Source organism: Gottfriedia solisilvae, from assembly GCF_002128405.1.
Lineage (GTDB): Bacteria > Bacillota > Bacilli > Bacillales > Bacillaceae_G > Gottfriedia > Gottfriedia solisilvae.
The window spans coordinates 14,279-33,101 of the sequence record NZ_NETJ01000009.1; the positions used below are offsets into that span (position 1 = coordinate 14,279).

The 18,823-nt window shown below is 38.0% G+C and carries 16 protein-coding genes, 1 pseudogene and 1 other annotated feature; all 17 genes and pseudogenes read left to right on the forward strand.

The window, feature by feature from the left end; genetic code table 11:
• The first annotated feature begins 1 nt into the window (after position 1).
• The 17 genes and pseudogenes from rlmB (at position 2) to tuf (ending at position 18,659) form a co-directional block, all read left to right on the forward strand.
• Entirely contained in the window at positions 2 to 745 is a 744-nt protein-coding gene (rlmB, locus tag CAB05_RS20265; protein ID WP_088003752.1) for a 23S rRNA (guanosine(2251)-2'-O)-methyltransferase RlmB, read from the forward strand.
• 34 nt (positions 746 to 779) lie between these two features.
• Entirely contained in the window at positions 780 to 1,259 is a 480-nt protein-coding gene (locus CAB05_RS20270) for an NYN domain-containing protein (protein WP_235821574.1), read from the forward strand.
• A gap of 91 nt (positions 1,260 to 1,350) precedes the next feature.
• The gene (sigH, locus tag CAB05_RS20275) at positions 1,351 to 1,974 is read left to right on the forward strand and encodes an RNA polymerase sporulation sigma factor SigH (RefSeq protein WP_088003875.1); all 624 of its coding nucleotides are present in this window, start codon (positions 1,351 to 1,353) and stop codon (positions 1,972 to 1,974) included.
• Positions 1,975 to 2,061: 87 nt separating this feature from the next.
• Positions 2,062 to 2,211 carry a 50S ribosomal protein L33 gene (gene rpmG, locus CAB05_RS20280; protein ID WP_088003757.1) on the forward strand — a complete coding sequence of 50 codons (150 nt, stop codon included), beginning with the start codon at positions 2,062 to 2,064 and terminating at the stop codon, positions 2,209 to 2,211.
• A gap of 139 nt (positions 2,212 to 2,350) precedes the next feature.
• A complete protein-coding gene (secE, locus tag CAB05_RS20285; protein WP_088003760.1) occupies positions 2,351 to 2,533 on the forward strand; it encodes a preprotein translocase subunit SecE in 183 nt (60 codons plus the stop codon).
• Positions 2,534 to 2,645: 112 nt separating this feature from the next.
• Positions 2,646 to 3,179: a transcription termination/antitermination protein NusG gene (nusG, locus tag CAB05_RS20290; RefSeq protein ID WP_088003763.1), complete on the forward strand. Its 534-nt coding sequence runs from the start codon at positions 2,646 to 2,648 to the stop codon at positions 3,177 to 3,179.
• 166 nt (positions 3,180 to 3,345) lie between these two features.
• Entirely contained in the window at positions 3,346 to 3,771 is a 426-nt protein-coding gene (rplK, locus tag CAB05_RS20295; protein WP_142283142.1) for a 50S ribosomal protein L11, read from the forward strand.
• 115 nt (positions 3,772 to 3,886) lie between these two features.
• Positions 3,887 to 4,576: a 50S ribosomal protein L1 gene (gene rplA, locus CAB05_RS20300; protein ID WP_088003769.1), complete on the forward strand. Its 690-nt coding sequence runs from the start codon at positions 3,887 to 3,889 to the stop codon at positions 4,574 to 4,576.
• Positions 4,577 to 4,630: 54 nt separating this feature from the next.
• Positions 4,631 to 4,766 (forward strand) — a sequence feature (ribosomal protein L10 leader region).
• 44 nt (positions 4,767 to 4,810) lie between these two features.
• On the forward strand, positions 4,811 to 5,311 hold the full coding sequence (rplJ, locus tag CAB05_RS20305) for a 50S ribosomal protein L10 (RefSeq protein WP_088003772.1): 501 nt from the start codon (positions 4,811 to 4,813) through the stop codon (positions 5,309 to 5,311).
• A 54-nt stretch (positions 5,312 to 5,365) separates the two neighbouring features.
• Positions 5,366 to 5,728: a 50S ribosomal protein L7/L12 gene (rplL, locus tag CAB05_RS20310; protein ID WP_088003775.1), complete on the forward strand. Its 363-nt coding sequence runs from the start codon at positions 5,366 to 5,368 to the stop codon at positions 5,726 to 5,728.
• A 106-nt stretch (positions 5,729 to 5,834) separates the two neighbouring features.
• Positions 5,835 to 6,434, forward strand: a pseudogene (locus tag CAB05_RS20315) (class I SAM-dependent methyltransferase).
• A 246-nt stretch (positions 6,435 to 6,680) separates the two neighbouring features.
• Positions 6,681 to 10,214, forward strand: a complete 3,534-nt coding sequence (gene rpoB, locus CAB05_RS20320; protein WP_088003779.1) for a DNA-directed RNA polymerase subunit beta — start codon at positions 6,681 to 6,683, stop codon at positions 10,212 to 10,214.
• Positions 10,215 to 10,255: 41 nt separating this feature from the next.
• On the forward strand, positions 10,256 to 13,864 hold the full coding sequence (gene rpoC / locus CAB05_RS20325; RefSeq protein ID WP_088003782.1) for a DNA-directed RNA polymerase subunit beta': 3,609 nt from the start codon (positions 10,256 to 10,258) through the stop codon (positions 13,862 to 13,864).
• A gap of 248 nt (positions 13,865 to 14,112) precedes the next feature.
• Positions 14,113 to 14,535: a 30S ribosomal protein S12 gene (gene rpsL / locus CAB05_RS20330; protein WP_088003785.1), complete on the forward strand. Its 423-nt coding sequence runs from the start codon at positions 14,113 to 14,115 to the stop codon at positions 14,533 to 14,535.
• 32 nt (positions 14,536 to 14,567) lie between these two features.
• Positions 14,568 to 15,038, forward strand: a complete 471-nt coding sequence (gene rpsG / locus CAB05_RS20335; protein ID WP_088003788.1) for a 30S ribosomal protein S7 — start codon at positions 14,568 to 14,570, stop codon at positions 15,036 to 15,038.
• A gap of 234 nt (positions 15,039 to 15,272) precedes the next feature.
• Positions 15,273 to 17,351: an elongation factor G gene (gene fusA, locus CAB05_RS20340; RefSeq protein WP_088003790.1), complete on the forward strand. Its 2,079-nt coding sequence runs from the start codon at positions 15,273 to 15,275 to the stop codon at positions 17,349 to 17,351.
• Positions 17,352 to 17,471: 120 nt separating this feature from the next.
• Positions 17,472 to 18,659, forward strand: coding sequence for an elongation factor Tu (tuf, locus tag CAB05_RS20345; RefSeq protein WP_088003792.1), 1,188 nt, complete (start codon positions 17,472 to 17,474; stop codon positions 18,657 to 18,659).
• The last annotated feature ends 164 nt before the right edge of the window (positions 18,660 to 18,823 follow it).

Genomic DNA, 18,823 nt, shown 5'->3' on the forward strand with positions numbered 1-18,823 from the left:
CATGTCAGAGGAATTTATTATTGGACGTAACCCCGTTATGGAAGCGATACGTTCAGGTCGAGATATTAATAAAATATGGGTAAGTGATAGCGCAAATAAAGGACAAATTCATAAGCTTTTAGAATTAGCGAATGAAAACAAAGTATTAGTTCAAAAAGCACCTAATAAAAAATTAGATGGTATGGTTCAAGGGAATCACCAAGGTGTAATTGCTCAAGTTGCTGCTTATGAATATGTTGAGGTTGAAGACTTATTCGAGGTTGCGAATAGTCGTAATGAACAACCATTCTTCATCATACTTGATGAAATTGAAGATCCACACAATTTAGGGTCTATTATGAGAACTGCAGATGCTGTTGGTGCACATGGTATTATCATTCCAAAAAGAAGAGCGGTTGGATTAACTTCAGCAGTAGCAAAATCTTCTACAGGAGCAATTGAATATATCCCTGTTGCAAGAGTAACGAATCTTGCAAGAACAGTAGATGACTTAAAACAAAAAGGCGTTTGGATTTTCGGTACGGATGCAAAAGGTGCTGAGGATTATCGTAAAATGGACGGCGAAATCTCACTTGGTTTAATTATCGGTAGTGAGGGCAAAGGTATGAGCAGAATTTTAAAAGAAAAATGTGACTTTCTAATTAAACTGCCAATGGTTGGTAAAGTTACTTCGTTAAACGCATCTGTTGCTGCAAGTTTATTAATGTATGAAGTACACCGCAAGAGAAATCCTCTTGAATCATAAAAAGAAAGAAATCTTGATAGTAGATGGTTATAACATGATTGGAGCTTGGCCAAATCTAAGAAATCTTCGAGATGTAGACTTTGATAAATCTCGAGACTTGCTGATTACATTACTTGCTGAGTACAAAGCTTCTACTGGAATGAGCGTCATTGTCGTATTTGATGCTCATTTTGTAAACGGAATTGAAAAAGTAGATAAGCATTCGAAAGTAGAAGTAATTTTTACACGTAAAAATCAATCTGCTGATGAAAAGATTGAAAAACTTGCAATCGAGCTCCGTCATGTAAACCATCAAATCTATGTTGCAACTTCGGATTTTACAGAGCAATGGCAAATTTTTGGGCAAGGTGCGCTTCGGATTCCGGCAATGGAGTTATATCGTTCAGTTACACAAAATAAAAAAATGATCAGTAGCAAAATTAAAGAAATACCTGATCAAAGGCTGACAATAGGCAAAAAATTAAATTCAAAACAAACAGAAATTTTAGAAAAATGGCGAAGAGGGGAACGATGACTTATTGTTTCCTTTTTCTTTGTACTGTATAATGAGGTAAATTGTACGGTCGGAGGTGCTAATTTTGAACGTTGAACAGGAATTAAAACTAATGGTAGAATATGGTCCTTTGGAGGATGAGGTAATCTTAGAATATGTCCGAGAAGGAGACCAAGAAGCACTTACATTTTTAATTCAAAAATACCGTAATTTTGTTAAAGCTAAATCTAGATCTTATTTTCTAATTGGTGCAGACCGTGAAGATATTATTCAAGAGGGTATGATAGGCCTGTACAAAGCAATTCGTGACTATAAAGAAGACAAGCTTTCGTCCTTTAAGGCGTTTGCAGAATTATGCATTACAAGACAAATTATTACAGCGATCAAAACAGCAACAAGACAAAAGCATATACCATTAAATTCATATGTATCGTTGGACAAGCCAATATACGATGAAGAGTCAGATCGTACTTTATTAGATGTATTGACTGAATCTAAAAATATGGATCCAGAAGAACTTGTTATAAATCAAGAAGAAAATGTGGACATAGAATTAAAAATGTCAGAATTATTAAGCGATTTAGAAAGAAAAGTATTATCACTTTACTTAGACGGGCGTTCCTATCAGGAGATTTCCGAGGAATTAAACAGACATGTAAAGTCAATTGATAATGCACTACAACGTGTAAAAAGGAAGTTAGAAAGATATATGGAAATTAGAGAACTATCTGTATAGAGGTTTTCTTTAATACGGTTTGACAGTTTAGGGGACACATGTTACATTTTTAATGGATAATTATAGATGAATTAGGTTGGTGTCACCATGAGAAAAAAAGTTGTCCTGTCGTGCACTACTTGCAATAATAGAAACTACTCCACAATGAAAAATTCTACTACTACTGTAGAACGTTTGGAGATGAAGAAGTTTTGTAAAACGTGTAATGAACATACTACACATAAAGAAACAAAATAAATGAAATAATTGCGGGTGTCCTTGATCAGTATTAGAATCATAGCTTTTCTGTATATAGCATGTAACGACGCTCTATTTGTACGGACAAGCGGGACGTTTACGCATTTCTCTAAACAAGTATATATTGGGGGTTGCGTCAATGGGTCGTATCGGTAAATTTTTTCGCGATGTAAAAAGCGAAATGAAGAAAGTTTCTTGGCCTAAAAGAAAAGAATTAGTTAATTCAACGGTGACAGTTGTAGCTACAGTTGTTGTCTTTGTATTATTCTTTGCTGTGCTTGATACAGGAATTTCTGAGTTAATCCGACTTATTCTTGAATAAGTTAAAACTAAATGTGCTATAATGAATGATAATGTTTAAAGAAAAGCCCGGTAACGGGTTTTTTAATTTGCAAAGAAAGTTGACCGGGGAGGGAAGGACTTAGTCCTCTAAAATGGAAAAAAGTTGGTATGTTGTTCATACTTATTCAGGATATGAGAATAAGGTAAAAGCTAATCTAGAAAAGCGTGTAGAAACAATGGGAATGCAAGATAAGATTTTCCGAGTAATCGTTCCTGAAGAATCAGAAGTTGAAATGAAGAACGGTAAAGAAAAAGTTACAAAACGTAAAGTGTTTCCTGGTTACGTTTTAGTTGAAATCGTTATGACGGATGATTCATGGTATGTTGTACGTAATACACCAGGTGTAACAGGGTTTGTTGGTTCAGCGGGTTCAGGTTCAAAGCCGACACCTCTGTTAGAAGAAGAAATCACACATATCCTTAAACATATGGGTCTTGATGAACAAGTAATTGATTTCGATTTAGAAGTAAATGAAGTTGTTCGTTTAAAAGAAGGACCATTTGCTAATTACACTGGTTCAATAAAAGAAATTGATTTTGAAAAGAAAAAAGTTACAGTGCTAGTAGAGTTCTTTAATAAAGAAACGCCTGTAGAACTAGATTTACATCTTGTAGAAAAATTATAATACTAGACCTTGCTTTTTTATTTTGAAAGTGTTAGACTTTTAAAGGTCAATATGCATCGATTAGATGGTATTAACTTCTGTATAAGAATATGCATGAGAATGCAAACGATATGAGTGGGAGGGTGAATCCCTATTACCACATCACGGACTTAAGGAGGTGTGTCTCGTGGCTAAAAAAGTAATTAAAATGGTAAAATTGCAAATTCCTGCAGGAAAAGCAAACCCAGCACCACCAGTTGGTCCTGCATTAGGACAAGCAGGTGTTAACATCATGGGATTCTGTAAAGAGTTCAACGCTCGTACAGCTGACCAAGCTGGTTTAATTATTCCTGTTGAAATCACAGTATTCGAAGATCGTTCGTTTACGTTTATTACGAAAACTCCTCCTGCTGCTGTACTTCTTAAAGTAGCGGCTGGTATCGAGTCTGGTTCTGGTGAACCAAATCGTAAAAAAGTAGCAACAGTAAAACGCGATAAAGTACGTGAGATTGCTGAAACTAAAATGCCTGATTTAAACGCTGCTTCAGTTGAAGCTGCTATGCGTATGGTTGAAGGTACTGCACGTAGTATGGGTATCGTTATTGAAGACTAATCCCATCTTCAATAAGGTGTGATTGAGGAGGTTGCGAACATCGCTTTTGGTGTACTATCGCAACCTTTATTCGTGGGAGGAAAATCCGTTAAAACCACATTAGGAGGAAAAGAACATGGCTAACAAAGGTAAAAAGTACCAAGAAGCTATTAAATTAGTAGATCGTACAGCTGTTTACGCTGTAAACGAAGCTGTAGAACTAGTAAAGAAAACTACAACTGTTAACTTTGACGCAACTGTTGAAGTGGCATTCCGTTTAGGAGTAGATCCAAAGAAAGCTGACCAACAAATTCGTGGTGCAGTAGTTCTTCCACACGGTACTGGTAAAGTACAACGTGTATTAGTATTCGCTAAAGGTGAAAAAGCTAAAGAAGCTGAAGCTGCTGGTGCTGATTTCGTAGGCGATGCTGAAATGATCGCTAAAATCCAAAAAGGTTGGTTCGACTTTGATGTAGTAGTAGCAACTCCAGACATGATGGCTGAAGTTGGTAAATTAGGACGTGTATTAGGACCTAAAGGTTTAATGCCAAACCCTAAAACAGGAACTGTTACATTTGATGTAACTAAAGCTGTTAACGAAATCAAAGCTGGTAAAGTTGAATACCGTGTTGATAAAGCTGGTAACATTCACGTACCAATCGGTAAAGTATCTTTCGAAAACGAAAAGTTAGTAGAAAACTTTACAACAATCTTCGAAACTATGGTTAAAGTTAAACCTGCTGCTGCTAAAGGAACATACATGAAGAACGTAGCAATCACTTCAACTATGGGCCCTGGTATCAAAGTAGATCCAGCTAGTTTCTAAGATAAAAAACAAAGTTGACAATTCGACAAGAACTCTCTATAATGGAGATTGTCTTGCTAATTAAATAGACTACCGTAGACAGTAGGTGCGTAAGCTTAATATCCTGCCGAGGTGTATAACTGATAAATTCGTGCATATACAGCCTCCATGTCTTTTTTTGAAAAATTCGTGGAGGTTTTGTTATGAGTTACACTTTTGCGGTATACACACTAAAACCCACAGGAGGTGTAATAAATGAGCGCAGTATTAGAAGCAAAAAAACAAGTTGTATCTGAAGTAGCTGCTAAATTACGTGAGAGCAAATCAACAATTGTTGTTGACTACCGTGGTTTAAATGTTGCTGAAGTAACTGAATTACGTAAGCAATTACGTGAAGCTGGTGTTGAGTTCAAAGTTTACAAAAACACTTTAACTCGTCGTGCTGCTGAAGAAGCTGGCTTAGCTGGTTTAAACGAAGCATTAACTGGTCCAAACGCAATCGCGTTTAGTACGGAGGATGTAATTGCTCCTGCTAAAGTAATCAACGACTTCGCTAAAAAACATGATGCTTTAGAAATTAAAGCTGGTGTAATCGAAGGAAACGTTGCTACAGTTGAAGAAGTGAAAGCTCTTGCTGAACTTCCATCTCGCGAAGGTTTACTTTCTATGTTGCTTAGCGTGCTACAAGCACCAATCCGCAACTTCGCTCTTGCAACTAAAGCAGTTGCAGAACAAAAAGAAGAACAAGGCGCTTAATGCCAAAATTGCATAAAAACTATTATTGAAGGTATATATAAGGAGGAAATAACAATGACTAAAGAACAAATCATTGAAGCAGTTAAAAACATGACTGTATTAGAATTAAATGACTTAGTAAAAGCTATCGAAGAAGAGTTTGGCGTAACTGCTGCTGCTCCTATGGCTATGATGGCTGGTGGCGGTGCTGAAGCTGCTGCTGAGCAAACTGAATTTGACGTAGTATTAGCTGGCGCTGGCGACCAAAAAATTAAAGTAATCAAAGTAGTTCGTGAATTAACTGGATTAGGATTAAAAGAAGCTAAAGAATTAGTTGACAACACTCCTAAAGCAGTTAAAGAAGGAATCAGCAAAGAAGAAGCTGAAGAAATGAAAGCTAAACTTGAAGAAGTTGGCGCTTCTGTAGAAGTTAAGTAATTTCTAATCGTTTTTACAAAAGCTCGCATTTATGCGGGCTTTTTTTGTACATATAGAGTTGTGATTGGGAAGACTAATCAGTATCAAAGATGGAAGAAGGATTTAAATGGCTGATCACTATTTTACGAACCAACCGAATAGCAAAACCGATAAGAAAGTATTTTCTTTTACATTAAGAGGAAATGCGTTAAAGTTTCAATCTGATGCCGGAGTTTTTTCAAGAAATGAAGTTGACTTTGGTTCTCGAGTATTAATAGAGACATTTACATTTCCGGGAATTGAAGGAACGATTTTAGATGTGGGCTGTGGGTATGGTCCGATTGGATTGTCGATTGCTAAAGATAATGAGAATCGACTAGTGGAAATGGTCGATGTAAATTTAAGAGCGATTGAATTAGCTAAAGAGAATGCTAAAGTAAATAATATAGAGAATGTTAAAATCTATGAAAGTAGTATCTATGAAAATGTAACTGGAGAATACGCTGCGATTTTAACAAATCCACCAATATGAGCTGGGAAAGTCGTAGTTCACACGATTTTAAGAGAAGCTCACGAAAAATTACTTCCTGGTGGTGAACTTTGGGTAGTGATTCAAAAGAAGCAAGGAGCTCCTTCCGCGTTAGATCTACTAAAAGAGCTGTTTGATGAAGTGGACGTTGTAAAAAAGGAAAAAGGGTATTATATCATAAAAAGTAAAAAAGATTGACTCTAAATTTCGCTTGTGATAGTATTATTAAATGCCAATATATATTTATTTTCAAAAATCATTTTTTGGAAGTGGGTATATTTCTATATTCTTTGGAAATGATAGTAAAATGACTGTCGTTGAGTTTAATAAATGGTTTTCATTTTGAAACCATTTTATTTTTTGTTTAACAAGTAAGGGGTTTTTTGTGCTTATTTGTTACTATTTTTTTGTTTTAAATACTCTTAAATTTAAGGGGTGAATATGTTGACAGGTCAACTAGTTCAATATGGACGACACCGCCAACGCAGAAGTTATGCTCGTATCAGTGAAGTTTTAGAGTTACCTAACTTAATTGAAATTCAAACAGCATCTTACCAATGGTTCTTAGATGAAGGTTTGAGAGAAATGTTCCAAGACATTTCACCGATTGAGGATTTTACAGGTAATCTATCATTAGAATTCATTGATTACAGTCTAGGTGAGCCGAAGTATGTTGTAGAAGAATCAAAAGAGCGTGATGTTAACTACGCTGCTCCACTTCGAGTGAAAGTTCGCCTATTAAATAAGGAAACTGGCGAAGTTAAAGAGCAAGATGTTTTCATGGGAGATTTCCCATTAATGACGGACACAGGCACATTTATTATTAATGGTGCTGAACGTGTTATCGTTTCACAATTAGTACGTTCTCCAAGTGTGTACTATAGTGGAAAGATCGACAAAAACGGTAAAAAAGGTTATACAGCTACAGTTATTCCAAACCGTGGTGCTTGGTTAGAGTACGAAACGGATGCGAAAGACGTAGTATATGTACGTATTGACCGCACAAGAAAATTACCTGTTACTGTCTTACTACGTTCGCTTGGATTTGGTACAGACCAAGAGATTCTGGACTTATTAGGCGAAAACGAATACCTACGTAACTCACTTGAAAAAGATAATACAGATAGCACTGAAAAAGCGCTTCTTGAAATCTATGAGAGACTACGTCCGGGTGAACCACCTACAGTAGAAAATGCAAAAAACCTATTAATTACTCGCTTCTTCGATCCGAAGCGTTATGATTTAGCTAGCGTAGGTCGCTACAAAATCAATAAAAAATTACACATTAAAAACCGACTATTTAATCAACGTATCGCTGAAACTTTAGTGGATCCAGAAACTGGTGAAATTATTGTAGAAAAAGGGACAACTCTTGATCGTCGTACGTTAGATAGAATTCTTCCGTTCTTAGAGAAGAATATCGGTGAAAAAGTAGTTCAACCTGCAGGTGGCGTACTAGAAGAAGAGATTAATTTACAATCTATTAAAATCTATGCACCAGTTGAAGGCGATGGCGAACAAGTAATTCAAGTCATTGGAAATGCTAATGTAAGCAAAAGTGTGAAAAATATTTCACCTGCTGACATTATCGCTTCGATTTCTTACTTCTTTAACTTACTACATAACGTAGGAGACACAGACGATATTGACCACTTAGGTAATCGTCGTTTACGTTCAGTTGGAGAATTACTTCAAAACCAATTCCGTATCGGTTTATCTCGTATGGAACGTGTAGTTCGTGAACGTATGTCAATTCAAGATACAAACGCAGTTACTCCACAGGCGTTAATTAATATTCGCCCTGTAATTGCTTCAATTAAAGAATTCTTTGGTAGCTCACAGTTATCTCAATTCATGGACCAAACAAACCCACTAGCAGAATTAACTCACAAACGAAGACTATCAGCGCTAGGACCAGGTGGTTTAACACGTGAACGTGCTGGATTCGAAGTACGTGACGTTCATTACTCTCACTATGGTCGTATGTGTCCGATTGAGACGCCTGAGGGACCGAACATCGGATTAATTAACTCACTTTCTTCTTATGCGAAAGTAAATCAATTTGGTTTCATTGAAACACCATACCGTCGTGTTGATTCTGAAACTGGCCGTCTTACTGATAAAATTGATTACTTAACAGCTGATGAAGAAGATCTATACGTTGTAGCCCAAGCGAATGCTCGTTTAGGTGAAGATGGTAGTTTCTTAGATGAGGATGTAGTAGCTCGTTTCCGTGGAGACAACACTGTTGTTAAACGTGAACGTATCGACTATATGGATGTATCTCCAAAACAAGTAGTATCAGCTGCGACAGCATGTATTCCTTTCTTAGAGAATGACGATTCAAACCGTGCCCTAATGGGAGCGAACATGCAACGTCAAGCAGTTCCATTATTAAACCCTGAGTCTCCAATCGTGGGAACAGGTATGGAATATGTATCAGCGAAAGACTCTGGTGCTGCAGTAATCTGTAAACACCCTGGTATCGTTGAACGTGTTGAAGCGAAAGAAGTTTGGGTACGTCGTTACTCAGAAGTTGATGGACAAAAAGTTAAAGGTGACCTTGATAAATATCGTATGTTAAAATTCGTACGTTCAAACCAAGGTACTTGTTATAACCAACGCCCAATCGTAAGTGTTGGTGACGAAGTAGTAAGAGGTGAAATTCTTGCAGATGGACCTTCTATGGAAAAAGGTGAATTAGCTCTTGGACGTAACGTACTTGTAGCATTCATGACATGGGATGGTTACAACTATGAGGATGCGATCATTATGAGTCGCCGTCTTGTTAAAGAAGATGTTTACACTTCAGTTCATATTGAAGAATATGAGTCAGAAGCTCGTGACACTAAATTAGGACCAGAAGAAATCACTCGTGATATTCCAAACGTTGGTGAAGATGCTCTTAAAAATCTTGATGAGCGTGGAATTATCCGTATTGGTGCAGAAGTTAAAGATGGTGATTTATTAGTTGGTAAAGTAACACCTAAAGGGGTTACTGAATTAACTGCTGAAGAACGTCTACTTCATGCAATCTTTGGTGAAAAAGCTCGTGAAGTTCGTGATACTTCTTTACGTGTTCCACACGGTGGAGGCGGAATTATTCTTGATGTTAAAGTATTCACTCGTGAAAACGGTGATGAATTACCACCAGGAGTTAACCAACTTGTTCGTGTTTACATCGTTCAGAAGCGTAAAATCTCTGAAGGGGATAAAATGGCTGGACGACATGGTAATAAAGGGGTAATCTCCCGTATTTTACCAGAAGAAGATATGCCATTCTTACCAGATGGAACGCCAGTTGATATCATGTTAAACCCATTAGGGGTACCTTCTCGTATGAACATCGGTCAGGTATTAGAGTTACACTTAGGTATGGCTGCTAGATATCTTGGCATTCATGTTGCTTCTCCTGTATTTGATGGAGCGCGTGAGGAAGATGTTTGGGGTACGATTGAAGAAGCTGGTATGGCACGTGATGCTAAAACTGTACTATATGATGGACGTACGGGTGAGCCGTTCGATAACCGTGTATCTGTAGGTGTCATGTATATGATCAAACTTGCGCACATGGTTGACGATAAGTTACATGCTCGTTCAACTGGACCATACTCACTTGTTACGCAACAACCACTTGGTGGTAAAGCACAATTTGGTGGACAACGTTTTGGTGAGATGGAAGTATGGGCACTTGAAGCATACGGTGCTGCTTATACACTACAAGAAATCTTAACAGTTAAGTCTGATGACGTTGTTGGACGTGTGAAAACATATGAAGCAATCGTTAAAGGCGAAAACGTACCTGAGCCAGGTGTTCCTGAATCATTCAAAGTATTAATTAAGGAATTACAATCTCTAGGTATGGATGTTAAGATGATGTCTGCTACAGATGAGGAAATCGAAATGCGCGATACTGAAGATGACGATGATCAAGCTTCAGAACATTTAGCGATGGATATGGAATACGTAAAAGAATAAGTATTGGGTAAAACCTTAGGACAGAAAGGGAGGTAGGCCCCTTGATAGATGTAAATAATTTCGAGTATATGAAGATCGGACTTGCATCGCCTGACAAAATTCGCTCGTGGTCATACGGGGAAATTAAAAAACCTGAAACAATTAACTACCGTACATTAAAACCTGAAAAAGATGGTCTTTTTTGTGAACGTATTTTCGGTCCTACAAAGGATTGGGAATGTCATTGCGGTAAATATAAACGTGTACGTTATAAAGGTGTAGTTTGTGATCGTTGTGGAGTTGAAGTAACTCGTGCAAAAGTACGTCGTGAACGTATGGGTCACATTGAATTAGCTGCTCCAGTTTCACATATTTGGTATTTCAAAGGTATTCCAAGCCGAATGGGACTTGTTTTAGACATGTCCCCTCGAGCTTTGGAGGAAGTTATCTACTTTGCTTCTTATGTTGTAACTGAAACAGGTGATACGCCTTTAGAAAAGAAACAATTGCTTTCTGAGAAAGAATTCCGTGCTTATCGTGAGCGCTATGGTCAAACTTTCCAAGCATCCATGGGTGCTGAAGCAATTAAAAAGCTTTTAAGCGACATTAACCTTGAAAAAGATGTTGATTCTTTAAAAGAAGAATTAAAAACTGCTCAAGGACAACGTCGTACAAGAGCAATTAAACGATTAGAAGTATTAGAAGCATTCCGTAACTCTGGTAATGAACCATCTTGGATGATCCTTGATGTACTTCCAGTTATTCCACCTGAATTACGTCCAATGGTTCAATTGGATGGTGGACGTTTTGCTACTTCAGATTTAAATGATTTATATCGTCGTGTAATTAACCGTAACAACCGTTTAAAACGTTTATTAGACCTTGGTGCTCCAAGTATCATCGTTCAAAACGAAAAACGTATGCTTCAAGAAGCAGTTGATGCGTTAATTGACAATGGTCGTCGTGGCCGTCCAGTTACTGGACCAGGTAACCGTCCATTAAAATCACTTTCTCACATGCTTAAAGGTAAGCAAGGACGTTTCCGTCAAAACTTACTTGGTAAACGTGTTGACTACTCTGGCCGTTCGGTTATCGTTGTAGGACCAAACTTACAGATGTATCAATGTGGTCTACCAAAAGAAATGGCAATTGAATTATTCAAGCCATTCGTGATGAAAGAATTAGTAGAGCGTGGGTTAGCACATAACATTAAGAGTGCAAAACGTAAAATCGAGCGTTTACACCCAGAAATTTGGGATGTATTAGAATCGGTTATTCGTGAGCACCCAGTGTTACTAAACCGTGCCCCAACTCTTCACAGACTTGGTATCCAAGCGTTCGAACCTACTCTAGTAGAAGGCCGTGCGATTCGTCTACATCCACTTGTATGTACTGCATACAATGCCGATTTTGACGGTGACCAAATGGCTGTTCACGTACCGTTATCAAGTGAAGCTCAAGCAGAAGCTCGTATTCTAATGCTTGCAGCACAAAACATCCTGAATCCGAAAGATGGTAAACCAGTAGTTACACCATCTCAAGATATGGTATTAGGTAACTATTACTTAACGCTTGAGCGTGCAGGCGCTGTCGGTGAAGGTATGGTATTTAAAGATATCAATGAAGCGTTAATCGCATACCAAAACGGTTATGTACATTTACATTCTCGTGTTGCTGTTGCGGCTGGAACGTTAAATAACGAAACATTTACTGAAGAACAAAATAATTCATTATTAATCACAACTGTTGGTAAGCTGATCTTCAATGAAATCTTACCTACATCGTTCCCTTATATTAATGAACCAACGCAGAGTAACCTTGAAAAAGAAACTCCGCAGATGTATTTTGTTTCTAAAGGTGCAAATGTGAAAGAAATTATTGAAAGTAGAGAAGAAATTGCTCCTTTCAAAAAGAAAATTCTTGGAAATATCATTGCTGAAGTATTTAAACGTTTCAAAATTACTGAAACATCAAAAATGCTTGATCGCATGAAGGATCTTGGATTTAGACATTCTACTAAAGCTGGAATCACAGTAGGTGTTGCTGACATCATCGTATTACCGGAGAAGCAACAAATTATTGCTGAGGCACAAGAAAAAGTAGATAAAGTATTGAAGCAATTCCGACGTGGATTAATCACAGAAGATGAGCGTTACGATCGTGTAATCGCAATTTGGAGTGACGCGAAGGATGTAATTCAAGGAAAACTGATGGCTTCATTAAATAAACGAAACCCTATCTTTATGATGAGTGACTCTGGTGCCCGTGGTAACGCATCGAACTTCACTCAGCTTGCAGGTATGCGTGGTCTAATGGCCAACCCGGCTGGACGTATTATTGAGTTACCAATCAAATCTTCATTCCGTGAAGGTTTAACGGTACTTGAATACTTCATCTCAACACATGGTGCTCGTAAAGGTCTTGCCGATACTGCACTTAAAACAGCCGATTCAGGTTACCTAACTCGTCGTCTAGTAGACGTTGCACAAGATGTAATCGTTCGTCAAGATGACTGTGGTACTGATCGTGGTTTACATGTAAAAGCAATTAAAGAAGGTAACGAAATTATTGAAGGTCTATACGATCGCCTAGTAGGTCGTCATTTACGTGCAACTCTACGTCACCCAGAAACTGGTGTATTACTTGCTCAAGAGAACGATTTAATTACAGAAGACTTAGCTCGTGAAATTATCGATGCTGGTATTGAAGAAGTTAATATCCGTTCTGCGTTTACATGTAATACGAACCACGGAGTATGTAAAAAATGTTATGGTCGCAATTTAGCTACAGGTGCTGAAGTTGAAGTTGGTGAAGCAGTTGGTATCATTGCTGCTCAATCAATCGGTGAACCAGGAACTCAGTTAACAATGCGTACATTCCATACAGGTGGGGTAGCAGGAGACGATATTACTCAAGGTTTACCTCGTATTCAAGAGCTATTTGAAGCGCGTAATCCTAAAGGTCAAGCGGTTATATCTGAAATTGATGGTGTTATCTCGATTTCAACTGATGCAAAAGACAAGCAAGAAATTATTGTTGAAGGTTCAGTTGAATCTAGAAGCTATCCAGTTCCATATGGCGCTAGATTAAAAGTTCAAGAAGGTGAAAGAATTGAACGCGGTCAAGTAATGACTGAAGGTTCTATTGATCCGAAAGAGCTATTAAAAGTAAAAGGTACAAATGCTGTTCAAGAATACTTACTACGTGAAGTTCAAAAAGTATACCGTATGCAAGGGGTAGAAATTGGCGATAAACACGTAGAGGTAATGGTTCGTCAAATGCTGAAGAAAGTTCGTGTAATGGATGCAGGGGAAACTGAGTTACTTCCTGGTACATTATTGGAATTACATCAGTTTACTGAAGCGAATAAAGAAGCTTTATTTGCAGGTAAACAACCAGCAACTGCTCGTCCATTATTATTAGGTATTACAAAAGCATCATTAGAAACAGACTCATTCTTATCAGCTGCGTCATTCCAAGAAACAACGCGTGTGTTAACAGACGCTGCGATCAAAGGAAAACGTGATGAGTTGCTAGGATTAAAAGAGAATGTTATTATAGGTAAGTTGGTTCCAGCTGGTACAGGTATGAACAGATACCGTAAAGTTGATCTTGTAAAAGATGTAAACGAATCAGTTGAAATGAACGAAGAAGTTTTAGTTGAAAAATAAAACTTAAAATATTTTCATTCTTGAGTTGACATCAAATGATGAAAAATGATAAGATATTCAAGGTTGCTCCTAGACAATAGCACTGCTAATCTTAGCAGGTTAGACCCGGGGCTAATTTAGGAATATACAGTTAAAACTGTTTTTGTGAGAAGGAAGATTCCTTCCTTCTTGCAAAAACTTTGTTTTCAACTAATTATGAACCACCTGGATGTGTGGTCTTATAAATATGTGAAGGGAGGAAAAAACTCATGCCTACTATTAACCAGTTAGTGCGTAATGGACGTACTTCTAAAGTATGGAAATCAAAATCACCAGCATTAAACAAAGGTTTCAACTCATTAAAGAAAAAATCAACTGATTTATCAGCTCCACAAAAACGTGGTGTTTGTACTCGTGTTGGTACTATGACTCCAAAGAAACCGAACTCAGCATTACGTAAATATGCTCGTGTACGTTTAACTAACCAAATCGAGGTAACTGCTTATATCCCAGGTATCGGACACAACTTACAAGAGCACAGTGTTGTTCTTATTCGTGGAAGACGTGTAAAAGATTTACCAGGGGTACGTTATCACATCGTTCGTGGTGCGTTAGATACTGCAGGTGTTGACAAGCGTATGCAAGGTCGTTCTAAATACGGAACTAAGAGACCAAAAGCAGCTAAGAAGTAATAGATAACAACTAGTCGAAAGGAGGAAATCACATGCCACGTAAAGGTCCTGTTGCAAAAAGAGATGTATTGCCAGATCCACTTTATAATTCAAAATTAGTTTCTCGTTTAATCAACAAAATGATGATTGACGGAAAAAGAGGAAAATCTCAAGCTATCTTATACGGAGCTTTTGAATTAATCCAAGAACGTTCTGGTAAAGAACCAATGGAAGTATTCGAAGCAGCTCTTAAAAATATCATGCCAGTTCTAGAAGTTAGAGCTCGTCGTGTTGGTGGTTCTAACTACCAAGTACCAGTTGAGGTACGTCCTGAGCGTCGTACAACTTTAGGTCTTCGTTGGTTAGTTAACTATGCTCGTCTTCGTGGAGAAAAAACGATGGAAGAGCGTTTAGCTAACGAAATTCTTGATGCAGCTAACAACGCAGGTGCTGCAGTTAAGAAACGTGAAGATACACACAAAATGGCAGAAGCGAACAAAGCGTTTGCTCACTACCGTTGGTAAGATTAAAAGCATTTTAGTTATTTCTGCACATAATGAATGTTGGTTAAGTCGTTCACCTATTTTTAAACTAGTCTACTAGTTTGAATAGGTGAACGTCGGATTACATAACTTAGGATGACATGAAAGTTCTTTGCTTGTAGTGCTTAACTTAATAACATGAAATATGTATAGGAATAACTTTTTCTTATACAATAAAAAATCCTACTTACAAATTGGAAGGGAGAAAGAACCCTTATGACAAGAGAGTTCTCCTTAAATAACACTCGTAATATCGGGATCATGGCTCATATCGACGCTGGTAAAACAACGACTACTGAGCGTATCCTTTATTACACTGGTCGTATTCACAAAATCGGTGAAACTCATGAAGGAGCTTCACAAATGGACTGGATGGAGCAAGAGCAAGAGCGTGGTATCACTATCACATCTGCTGCTACAACAGCTCAATGGAATAACCACCGTGTAAATATCATTGATACTCCAGGTCACGTAGACTTCACTGTAGAAGTTGAACGTTCTCTACGTGTACTTGATGGCGCAGTTGCAGTACTTGATGCTCAATCTGGTGTTGAGCCTCAAACTGAAACAGTATGGCGTCAAGCAACAACTTACGGAGTTCCACGTGTTGTATTCGTTAACAAAATGGATAAAATCGGCGCGGATTTCTTATACTCTGTAGGAACATTGCACGATCGTTTACAAGCTAACGCACACCCAATCCAATTAGCGATGGGTGCTGAAGATAACTTCTGGGGTATTATCGACCTTGTTGAAATGAAAGCTATCAAGTATAACAATGACTTAGGTACTGACATTGAAACAATTGAAATCCCTGAAGAGTACAAAGAGCAAGCTGAAGAATACCGCGGAAGATTAGTTGAAGCAGTAGCTGAGCTTGACGAAGAATTAATGATGAAATACCTTGAAGGTGAAGAAATCACACTTCCTGAATTAAAAGCTGCTATTCGTAAAGCAACTTGTTCAGTACAATTCTACCCAGTAGTTTGTGGTTCTGCTTTCAAAAACAAAGGTGTTCAATTAATGCTTGATGCAGTAATTGACTACTTACCATCACCATTAGATGTACCAGCAATCATGGGAACTGTACCTGATTCTGATGAAGAGAAAGTTGTTCCTTCAAGTGACGACGAGCCATTCGCTGCTCTTGCATTCAAAATCATGACTGATCCTTATGTTGGTAAATTAACGTTCTTCCGTGTATACGCAGGTACGTTAGAATCTGGTTCATACGTTCAAAACTCTACAAAAGGTAAGCGTGAGCGTGTAGGACGTATCCTACAAATGCATGCTAACTCTCGTCAAGAGATTTCGAAAGTATATGCTGGTGACATCGCTGCTGCTGTAGGTCTTAAAGATACTACAACTGGAGATACTCTATGTGATGAAAAGAATTTAGTAATTCTTGAGTCTATGGAATTCCCAGAGCCAGTTATCCACATTGCAATCGAACCAAAATCTAAAGCTGACCAAGATAAAATGGGTCAAGCATTAGTTAAATTAACTGAAGAAGATCCTACTTTCCGTGCACATACTGACCAAGAAACTGGTCAAGTAATCATCGGTGGTATGGGTGAACTTCACCTTGATATCATCGTTGACCGTATGCGTCGTGAATTCAAAGTAGAAGCTAACGTTGGTGCTCCTCAAGTAGCATACCGTGAAACTTTCCGTTCTTCTGCACAAGTAGAAGGTAAATTCGTTCGTCAATCAGGTGGACGTGGACAATTCGGTCACGTTTGGATTGAATTCTCACCAAACGAAGAAGGAAAAGGCTTCGAGTTTGAAAACGGTATCGTTGGTGGTGTTGTTCCTCGTGAATACATCCCAGCTGTAGCTGCAGGTCTTGAAGATTCTCTTAAAAATGGTGTATTAGCTGGATTCCCACTAATCGACATTAAAGCTCGTCTATTTGATGGTTCTTACCATGATGTTGACTCGAATGAGATGGCGTTTAAAGTTGCTGCTTCATTAGCACTTAAAAACGCTGTTAAGAAATGTAACCCAGTTCTACTTGAACCAATCATGAAAGTAGAAGTTGTTATACCTGAAGAATACTTAGGAGATATCATGGGTGACGTTACTTCTCGTCGTGGACGCGTTGAAGGTATGGAAGCTCGCGGTAACGCTCAAGTAGTACGTGCAATGGTACCTCTTGCTGAGATGTTTGGTTATGCAACTTCATTACGTTCTAACACTCAAGGTCGTGGAACGTTCTCAATGGTATTTGACCATTATGAAGATGTACCAAAATCAATCTCTGAAGAAATTATCAAAAAATATAAAGGTGAGTAATTGATTATTTAGTTCTCATCATGTATAACTATGTATGTTAGTCATAAAGGGGACTTGCCCCTTTATGGCATAATAATAAAACTAAAATAAATTTTCTTAATTATAAGGAGGATTTTTACAATGGGTAAAGCTAAATTCGAACGTGTAAAACCACACGTTAACATTGGTACAATCGGACACGTTGACCATGGTAAAACTACATTAACAGCTGCTATTACTACAGTATTAGCTAAAGTAGGTGGAGCTGAAGCTCGTGCTTACGATCAAATCGATGGTGCTCCAGAAGAAAGAGAACGTGGTATCACAATCTCTACTGCACACGTTGAGTACGAAACTGAAACTCGTCACTATGCACACGTTGACTGCCCAGGTCACGCTGACTATGTTAAAAACATGATCACTGGTGCTGCTCAAATGGACGGTGGTATCTTAGTAGTATCTGCTGCTGATGGTCCAATGCCTCAAACTCGTGAGCACATTCTTTTATCTCGTCAAGTAGGTGTACCTTACATCGTAGTATTCATGAACAAATGTGACATGGTTGACGATGAAGAGTTACTTGAATTAGTTGAAATGGAAATTCGTGATCTATTATCAGAATATGAATTCCCTGGCGATGACATTCCAGTAATCAAAGGTTCAGCTCTTAAAGCTTTAGAAGGTGACGAAGCTTGGGAAGCTAAAATCCATGAATTAATGGCTGAAGTTGATTCTTATATCCCAACACCAGCTCGTGAAACTGACAAGCCTTTCTTAATGCCAGTTGAGGATGTATTCTCAATCACTGGTCGTGGAACAGTTGCTACTGGTCGTGTTGAGCGTGGTATCGTTAAAGTTGGTGACGTAATCGAGATCATCGGTCTTGTTGAAGAGCCAAAATCAACTACTGTAACAGGTGTTGAAATGTTCCGTAAACTTCTTGATCAAGCAGAAGCTGGAGACAACATCGGTGCACTTCTTCGTGGGGTTGCTCGTGACGATATCCAACGTGGTCAAGTTTTAGCTAAACCAGGTTCAGTTAAACAACACACTAAGTTCAAAGCTGAAGTTTACGTTTTATCTAAAGAAGAAGGTGGACGTCATACTCCATTCTTCGCTAACTACCGTCCACAATTCTACTTCCGTACAACTGACGTAACTGGAATCATCCAATTACCAGAAGGTACTGAAATGGTTATGCCTGGCGACAACATCGAAATGACTGTTGAGTTAATCAACGCAATCGCTGTTGAAGAAGGAACTAAGTTCTCTATCCGTGAGGGTGGACGTACTGTAGGCGCTGGCGTAGTTGCTACAATCGTTGAATAATTAAACATTTAAAAGCTTAGAAGATTTTCTTCTAAGCTTTTTTTCTTTAAATTGGAAATGAATTTTAACCTATATAATATCTTTCAAGCTTGCTTTTCATTGGTAGAGATAATATAATAACAAAGTACAAAAGACGACAAAATATTATTTACAATAAACATATA

Bases quoted from the DNA above. Each gene is read 5' to 3' on its own strand.
- rlmB (WP_088003752.1), top strand. From the start codon at position 2: ATGTCAGAGGAATTTATTATTGGACGTAACCCCGTTATGGAAGCGATA.
- CAB05_RS20270 (WP_235821574.1), top strand. From the start codon at position 780: ATGATTGGAGCTTGGCCAAATCTAAGAAATCTTCGAGATGTAGACTTT.
- sigH (WP_088003875.1), top strand. From the start codon at position 1,351: ATGGTAGAATATGGTCCTTTGGAGGATGAGGTAATCTTAGAATATGTC.
- rpmG (WP_088003757.1), top strand. From the start codon at position 2,062: ATGAGAAAAAAAGTTGTCCTGTCGTGCACTACTTGCAATAATAGAAAC.
- secE (WP_088003760.1), top strand. From the start codon at position 2,351: ATGGGTCGTATCGGTAAATTTTTTCGCGATGTAAAAAGCGAAATGAAG.
- nusG (WP_088003763.1), top strand. From the start codon at position 2,646: ATGGAAAAAAGTTGGTATGTTGTTCATACTTATTCAGGATATGAGAAT.
- rplA (WP_088003769.1), top strand. From the start codon at position 3,887: ATGGCTAACAAAGGTAAAAAGTACCAAGAAGCTATTAAATTAGTAGAT.
- rplJ (WP_088003772.1), top strand. From the start codon at position 4,811: ATGAGCGCAGTATTAGAAGCAAAAAAACAAGTTGTATCTGAAGTAGCT.
- rplL (WP_088003775.1), top strand. From the start codon at position 5,366: ATGACTAAAGAACAAATCATTGAAGCAGTTAAAAACATGACTGTATTA.
- rpsL (WP_088003785.1), top strand. From the start codon at position 14,113: ATGCCTACTATTAACCAGTTAGTGCGTAATGGACGTACTTCTAAAGTA.
- rpsG (WP_088003788.1), top strand. From the start codon at position 14,568: ATGCCACGTAAAGGTCCTGTTGCAAAAAGAGATGTATTGCCAGATCCA.
- fusA (WP_088003790.1), top strand. From the start codon at position 15,273: ATGACAAGAGAGTTCTCCTTAAATAACACTCGTAATATCGGGATCATG.
- tuf (WP_088003792.1), top strand. From the start codon at position 17,472: ATGGGTAAAGCTAAATTCGAACGTGTAAAACCACACGTTAACATTGGT.